7 protein-coding genes are annotated in these 6,832 nt (G+C 72.7%); 6 read left to right on the top strand and 1 reads right to left on the bottom strand.

Annotation, left to right across the window (positions count from 1 at the left end):
• Positions 1-70 precede the first annotated feature (70 nt).
• From CSR00_RS28930 to CSR00_RS28910, 5 genes are read left to right on the top strand one after another with little or no spacing between them, the layout of a single operon-like run.
• The gene (locus CSR00_RS28930) at positions 71-1,117 is read left to right on the top strand and encodes a DUF7847 domain-containing protein (RefSeq protein ID WP_141564524.1); all 1,047 of its coding nucleotides are present in this window, start codon (positions 71-73) and stop codon (positions 1,115-1,117) included.
• A 12-nt stretch (positions 1,118-1,129) separates the two neighbouring features.
• Positions 1,130-1,783, top strand: a complete 654-nt coding sequence (locus CSR00_RS28925; RefSeq protein WP_099025803.1) for a DUF4129 domain-containing protein — start codon at positions 1,130-1,132, stop codon at positions 1,781-1,783.
• Positions 1,780-2,925, top strand: a complete 1,146-nt coding sequence (locus CSR00_RS28920; protein ID WP_176562328.1) for a DUF4350 domain-containing protein — start codon at positions 1,780-1,782, stop codon at positions 2,923-2,925. The genes CSR00_RS28925 and CSR00_RS28920 overlap by 4 nt, the downstream gene beginning before the upstream one ends.
• On the top strand, positions 2,922-3,914 hold the full coding sequence (locus tag CSR00_RS28915; protein WP_099025802.1) for an AAA family ATPase: 993 nt from the start codon (positions 2,922-2,924) through the stop codon (positions 3,912-3,914). Before CSR00_RS28920 ends, CSR00_RS28915 begins: the two co-directional genes overlap by 4 nt.
• Complete coding sequence (locus tag CSR00_RS28910) at positions 3,914-5,236, top strand: DUF58 domain-containing protein (protein ID WP_099025801.1); 1,323 nt, start codon at positions 3,914-3,916, stop codon at positions 5,234-5,236. Before CSR00_RS28915 ends, CSR00_RS28910 begins: the two co-directional genes overlap by 1 nt.
• 1 nt (position 5,237) lies before the next feature.
• On the opposite strand, the gene CSR00_RS28905 is transcribed toward CSR00_RS28910, so the two are convergent.
• Entirely contained in the window at positions 5,238-6,230 is a 993-nt protein-coding gene (locus CSR00_RS28905; protein WP_099025800.1) for a stage II sporulation protein M, read from the bottom strand.
• A 45-nt stretch (positions 6,231-6,275) separates the two neighbouring features.
• Here CSR00_RS28905 and CSR00_RS28900 point away from each other — a divergent pair.
• The coding region (locus tag CSR00_RS28900; RefSeq protein ID WP_141564525.1) for an RDD family protein at positions 6,276-6,832 on the top strand (557 nt) is incomplete at its 3' end.

Genomic DNA, 6,832 nt, shown 5'->3' with positions numbered 1-6,832 from the left:
TGGATCTTAGTTATGTTATAGATGTGGCGACACACGCTGCGTCAGCAGGGGGTGTCGTCGGCAGCGTCCGATGTGTATAAGGGACGCCGGTTATCCGCCGCCGGGCTCGGGCTACCCGCCGCCGGGCTATCCCTGGCAGCCCCCGATGGCGCTGCAACCGGGGGTCATCCCGCTGCGTCCACTGAGTCTCAGCGACATCTTCAACGGGGCGGTCCGCTACATCCGGGCCAACCCCAAGGCCAGCCTGGGTCTGACCGCGATCGTCGTGGTCATCGCGCAGGTGATCGCCCTGATCCTGGAGATCGGTCCGCTGGCCGTCGGCGGCGAACTGGGCACCCTGGCCGGGGGCGGCGAACCGGACTCGGCCACCGCGCTCATCGGCTCAGCGGTGGGCTCCGTGATCGGGGCCCTCTCGCAGGCGCTGGCCCTGCTCGTGCTCAGCGGCATGCTGACCGTCGTGGTGGGACGCGCGGTGTTCGGCTCTCCGATCAGCATCGGCGAGGCGTGGGCCAGGATCCGCGACCGGATCCTGCCGCTGCTGGGCCTCACCCTGCTCGAGGGTCTCGGTCTGGTGCTGGCGATCGGGGTCGTCGCGTTGTTCATCGCCGGCCTCGCCGCCGCGACCAACGCCACCGTGACGGTCCTCATCGGGGTTCCCCTGGGGCTGGCGGTCCTCGTCGGCCTCGTCTGGGTCTACACGGTGATCTCCTTCGCCCCGGTGGCGATCGTGCTCGAGCGACGACCGGTGATCGAATCGATCCAGCGGTCCTGGGCGCTGGTGCGGTCCGACTTCTGGCGGGTGTTCGGCATCCGGTTGCTGGCCGGGATCGTCACCACGGCCGTCGCCGGGGCCATCGCGATTCCGTTCTCGATCGGCCAACTGGTGGCCGCGGGCAATCAGACCGCCGCCGCCATCGTGCTGGGCAGTGCGGTGGGCACCGTCGGCGCCATCATCGGCCAGATCGTCACGACCCCGTTCTCGGCCGGGGTGATCGTGCTGCTCTACACCGACCGCAGGATCCGCGCCGAGGCGTTCGACCTGGTGCTGCGCACGGGCGCCACGGCCGGACCGGCGCCGGCCGCCAGCACCGACCACCTGTGGCTCACCCGCCAGTAAGGCCGGCCGCCTGTGCCCACCGTAGACATCGACCGCGACGCGGCGCGCGAGGCCGCCGAGCGTGAGCTCGGCAAACCGATCTACCCGAAGCAGTCGCTGACCCAACAGCTCGGGGACTGGATCGACGAGCTGCTTTACCGGCTCATCCTGAAGGGATCCACGGTGCCCGGCGGCTGGTTCACGATCGCCGTGCTCGCCCTTCTCGTGGTGATCGCCGCCGTCGTCGCCTACCGGGTGGCCCGCAAGACCATGCGCACCAACCGCCGCCCCGAACCCGGCCTGTTCGGGCGGACCGAACTCGGCGCCGCCGAGCACCGCGCGGCAGCCGAACGGTGCGCGGCCGCCGGTGACTGGGCCGGCGCCATCCGCCACCGGTTACGGGCCGTGGCCCGGTATCTGGAGGAGACCTCGATCCTGACCGCCGTACCCGGTCGCACGGCCACCGAGCTGGCCCGCGACGCGGGGGCCGCAATCCCGGGGCTCTCCGGTGAGCTCCGTGCGGCCGCCACCGCCTTCAACGACGTCACCTACGGCGAGGAACCCGGGACCGCGGAGGCCTACCGGCAGGTGGCCACCCTCGACGACGACCTGCGCACGCGGCACACACCGGCGTCACCCGACGCCGAAACCGCGGCCCCGTCCCACGGCTGGGCGGAGGTGCGGTGAGGTCGGCACCGGCGACGGAGGCGAGGAAGGCGACGGGTGCCCGGCGCCGCACCTGGCTGTGGATCGCGGCGGGGGCGGCGCTCATCGCGTCCGTGGCGCTGCTGACCGCGTGGCTGACCGCGCCGAAGCCGGGTGGCCGGATGGACCCCGGCGCCACGTCGCCGCACGGCGCCCATGCACTGACCGCCCTGCTGCGCGGCCGCGGCGTCGACGTCGTCGTCGCGGACACCGTCGACGAGGCCGAACGGGAGGCCACCGCCGGGTCGTTGCTGCTGGTCGCCCAGAGCTACTACACCGCCGACGAGGATCTGCTGAGCCGGCTGGCCGACACTCCCGCCGACCTGCTGCTGGTGGAACCCACCACCCGCACCCGCGCCGCACTCACGCCGCGGCTGCGGCTGGACCCGACCGGCACCCTGGGCGGTGAACCCGGCTGTGATCTGCGCGCGGCCACCCGCGCCGGCACCGTGTACTTCGGCCCCACCGACACCTACCGCGGCGCCGACGGGCTCGACCTCACCCGCTGCTACGACGGGGCCCTGGTGCGTTTCCACGACGGTGACCGGACCGTCACGGTGGTCGGGACCGCGGAGTTCATGACCAATTCCGGGCTGCTCAGCGACGGCAATGCGGCGCTGGCGATGAACCTGGCCGGCGAGCGGCCCCGGCTGGTGTGGTACGCACCGCAGCGCCAGCAGGGTGAGAAGAACAGCGCCGCAACCCCGTTCGACCTGCTACCCAAACAGGTGGACTGGGTCGTCTGGCAGCTGTGCCTGGTCGTCGCGCTGCTGGCCCTGTGGAAGGTGCGCCGGCTGGGCCCCCTGGTGGCCGAGAGCCTGCCCGTGGTGGTGCGCGCCTCCGAAACCGTCGAGGGGCGTGGGCGGCTCTACCGCTCGCGCCGTGCCCGCGACCGCGCCGCCCACGCGCTGCGCACCGCGGCCCTGCAACGCCTGCTCCCCCGCCTGGGGCTGGGCGCCGACCCGGACCCCCGCGCCGTCGTGGCGACCGCGGCCGCGCGCAGCGGAATCGGCCCCGATGTGGTGCACGGCGCCCTGTTCGGCCCCGCTCCCCAGACCGACACCGATCTCGTGCACCTCGCGAACACGCTCGATGACATCGAAAGGCAGGTCGCCCACTCGTGACACAACCCCCAGCGCACACCGCCGCCCCGGCCCCGGACACCGCCGGCGAGTCGGCGCGCCGGGCCCTGCTGAACCTGCGCGACGAGATCGGCAAGGCCGTGGTGGGCCAGGAAGCGGTGGTCAGCGGTCTGGTCATCGCCCTGCTGTGCCGGGGTCACGTGCTGCTCGAAGGCGTTCCGGGAGTGGCCAAGACGCTGCTGGTGCGGTCGCTGGCGGCCGCGCTGCGGCTGGAGTTCAAACGGGTGCAGTTCACCCCGGACCTGATGCCCGGTGACGTCACCGGATCGCTGGTCTACGACGCGCGCACGGCGGCCTTCGAGTTCCGTGCCGGTCCGGTGTTCACCAACCTGATGCTCGCCGACGAGATCAACCGGACACCGCCGAAAACCCAGGCGGCACTGCTGGAGGCGATGGAGGAGCGTCAGGTCAGCGTCGAGGGCGAGCCTCGCATGCTGCCGGATCCGTTCATCGTGGCCGCCACTCAGAACCCGATCGAGTACGAGGGCACTTATCAGCTGCCCGAGGCCCAGCTCGACCGGTTCCTGTTGAAGCTCAACGTCCCGCTGCCGCCCCGCGATCAGGAGGTCGCGATCCTGGGCCGGCACGCCCACGGTTTCGACCCCCGCGACCTGTCGATGATCAACCCGGTCGCCGGCCCCGACGAGCTGTCCGCCGGCCGGGCCGCGGTGCGCCGCGTGCTGGTGGGCGACGAGGTGCTCGGCTATGTCGTCGACGTCGTCGCGGCCACCCGGCAGTCGCCGGCCCTGCAGCTCGGTGTCTCGCCGCGCGGGTCGACGGCGCTGCTGAACACCGCGCGCTCCTGGGCGTGGTTGTCCGGGCGGCACTACGTCACCCCCGACGACGTCAAGGCGATGGCGCGTCCCACCCTGCGGCACCGGATCGCCCTGCGTCCCGAGGCCGAGCTGGAGGGCGCCACGCCCGACGGGGTGCTCGACGGGATCCTGGCGTCGGTTCCGGTGCCGCGCTAGTGGTCCTCACCGCACGCGCCGGCCTGCTGGGGCTGCTGTTCGCGCTGCCCATCGCGGTGTCGCCGCAGCCCGCGACGGCGTTCGTGATGATGGCCGCCGTGCTCGCGGTGCTCGTCGGCCTCGACGTCGCGCTGGCGGCCAGCCCGGCCCGCCTGGACTTCGGCAGGTCCGGGGAGCGCTCGGCGCGGCTGGGCCAGCCGGTGGGTGCGGTGCTCACCGTGCACAACGGCGGCGGCCGGCGCTTCCGCGGTCTGCTGCGCGACGCCTGGCCGCCCAGCGCCAACGCGGAGCCCCGCGCGCACCGCGTCGACCTGCCTGCCGGGCATACGTTGTCGGTGACCACCCGACTTCGTCCGGTGCGTCGCGGGGATCAGGAGTCGGCCGGGGTGACCGCCCGCACGATCGGCCCGCTGGGCCTGGCCGGCCGGCAGCGCACCCACCGGGTGCCCGCCGCGGTGCGCATCCTTCCGCCGTTCCTGTCGCGTCGCCATCTGCCGTCCCGGCTGGCCCGGCTGCGCGAACTCGACGGGCTGGTGCCGGTCCTGATTCGCGGGCAGGGCACCGAATTCGACTCGCTGCGCGAATACGTCGTCGGCGACGACGTCCGCTCGATCGACTGGCGGGCCACCGCCCGGCGCTCCGACGTGGTGGTCCGCACCTGGCGCCCAGAACGGGACCGGCGGGTGATGATCGTCGTCGACACCGGGCGCACCTCGGCCGGCCGGGTGGGCGTGGACCCCACCGCCTCCGACCCGAGCGGCTGGCCGCGCCTGGACTGGTCCCTGGACGCGGCGCTGCTGCTGGCGGCGCTGGCCTCCCGCGCCGGCGACCACGTCGACTTCCTGGCCCACGACCGGGTCACCCGCGCCGCGGTGATCGGCGCGTCGCGCACCGAACTGCTCGCCAGGCTGGTCGAGGCGATGGCGCCGCTGGCGCCCGCGCTGATCGAATCCGACGCCGCGGCAACGGTGTCGGCGATCCAGCGCCGGGTCCGCAGGCGCGCCCTGGTGGTCCTGCTGACCGATCTGAACGCCTCCTCGCTCGACGAGGGGCTCCTCCCGGTGCTGCCGCGGCTGTCGGCACGCCACCAGGTGATCGTCGCCGCCGTCTCCGATCCCCGCGTGGACCGGCTGGCCGCCGGGCGCGCCGACGCCGCCGAGGTCTACGACGCCGCGGCGGCCGAGCAGTCCCGCAACGACCGTGGCGTGATCGCCTCCCGGTTGCGGCATGCGGGGGTCGAGGTGGTCGACTCCGCCCCGGAGGACCTGGCGCCCACCCTGGCCGACCGCTATCTGGCGATGAAGGCCACCGGCAGGCTGTAACTCAGCCGGTGGGCACCACGTCCGGGGCGTCGGCGAGATCGCCGGACTCACCGGCGCGTTCGGCCCGGCGGCCGAAGTAGACGACGTAGGTCAGGAACGCCGCCTCGGCGGCCACCCCGATGGCGATGCGGACGGCGGTGGGGAACGGCGACGGCGTCACCAGCGCCTCGATCAGACCGGCCACCAACAGGACCGCCACCAGTCCGACGGCCACGGAGGCGACGGCACGGCCCTGCTCTGCCAGCACCTGGCCGCGCGGACGGTCGCCCGGCGAGACCACCGACCAGCCCAGCCGCATCCCGACGGCGGCCGCCAGGAAGACCGCCGTCAGCTCGATCAGGCCGTGCGGCATGATCAGCCCGAGGAAGATGTCCCCCTTGCCGGCGCCGAACATCAGGCCGCCGGCCACCCCGACGTTGGCGGCGTTCTGGAACAGCACGTAGGGGATCGGAATGCCCAGCAGCACCGCGAAGGCGATGCACTGGGCGGCGACCCAGGCGTTGTTCACCCACACCCGCAGCGCGAACGAACCGGCCGGGTTCTCGCTGTAGTAGGCGGCGAAATCGTTGTTGACGAGCTTGTCGATCTCGGCCGGCGTCCCGATCGTCGCCTGCACCTCCGGGTTGTGCGCCACCCAGGCCCCGATCGCGACGGCGACCACGATGACCCCGATCGCCGAGCCCAGCCACCACCGCCAGGACCGGTAGGCCACCACCGGGAACGACACCGTCCAGAACCGGGTGAATTCACTCCAGATCGGTGCGTGCGCCCCCGTCACCACCGCGCGTGCCCGCGCCACGAGCGTGGAGAGCCGGCCGATGAGCACCGAATCCGTCGACGACGACCGCACCATCGACAGGTGGGTCGACACCCGCTGGTAGAGCTCCACCAGCTCGTCGATCTCCGCCCCGGAAAGCCGGCGGCGGCGCTTGATCAGCTGCTCCAGACGGTCCCAGGTGGGACGGTGGGCCACCACGAAGGCATCGACGTCCACCCGGTGCAGTCTAGTAGCGTCGAACCCATGTCCCTGCCTGCCGGAATGCCGCCGGGCTCCCCGTCCGCGACGGTGGTCACCGGGGACGCCGTCGTCCTCGACGTGCAGGTCGCCCAGTTGCCGGTGCGGGCCATCGGCGCGCTCATCGACGTGACCGTGGTGTTCCTCGGCTACCTGCTGGGCGTGCTGCTGTGGGCCACGGCGGCCGGCAGCCTCGACGAGGCGTTCTCGGCGGCGATCCTGATCATCTTCACCGTGCTGGTGCTCGTCGGCTATCCGCTGGTCTTCGAGACCGCGACGCGGGGCCGCTCGCTCGGGAAGCTGGCGATGGGCCTGCGGGTGGTCTCCGAGGACGGCGGGCCCGAACGGTTCCGGCAGGCGTTGTTCCGCGCGCTGGCCGGTTTCGTCGAGATCTGGATGTTCGCCGGCGCGCCCGCCGTGATCTGCAGCCTGCTCTCCGCCAAGGGCAAACGGATCGGGGACGTCTTCGCGGGCACCATCGTGATCAGCGAGCGCGGGCCCAAGCTGAGCCCGCCCCCGCTGATGCCGCCGCAGCTGGCCTGGTGGGCGTCCTCGCTGCAGCTGTCCGCACTCGGCACCGA

The sequence above is a fragment of the Mycolicibacterium palauense genome (assembly GCF_002592005.1).
Classification (GTDB): Bacteria; Actinomycetota; Actinomycetes; order Mycobacteriales; family Mycobacteriaceae; genus Mycobacterium; species Mycobacterium palauense.
Note: the sequence above shows the minus strand (reverse complement) of the source record. Positions and strands in the feature narration are given on the sequence as shown.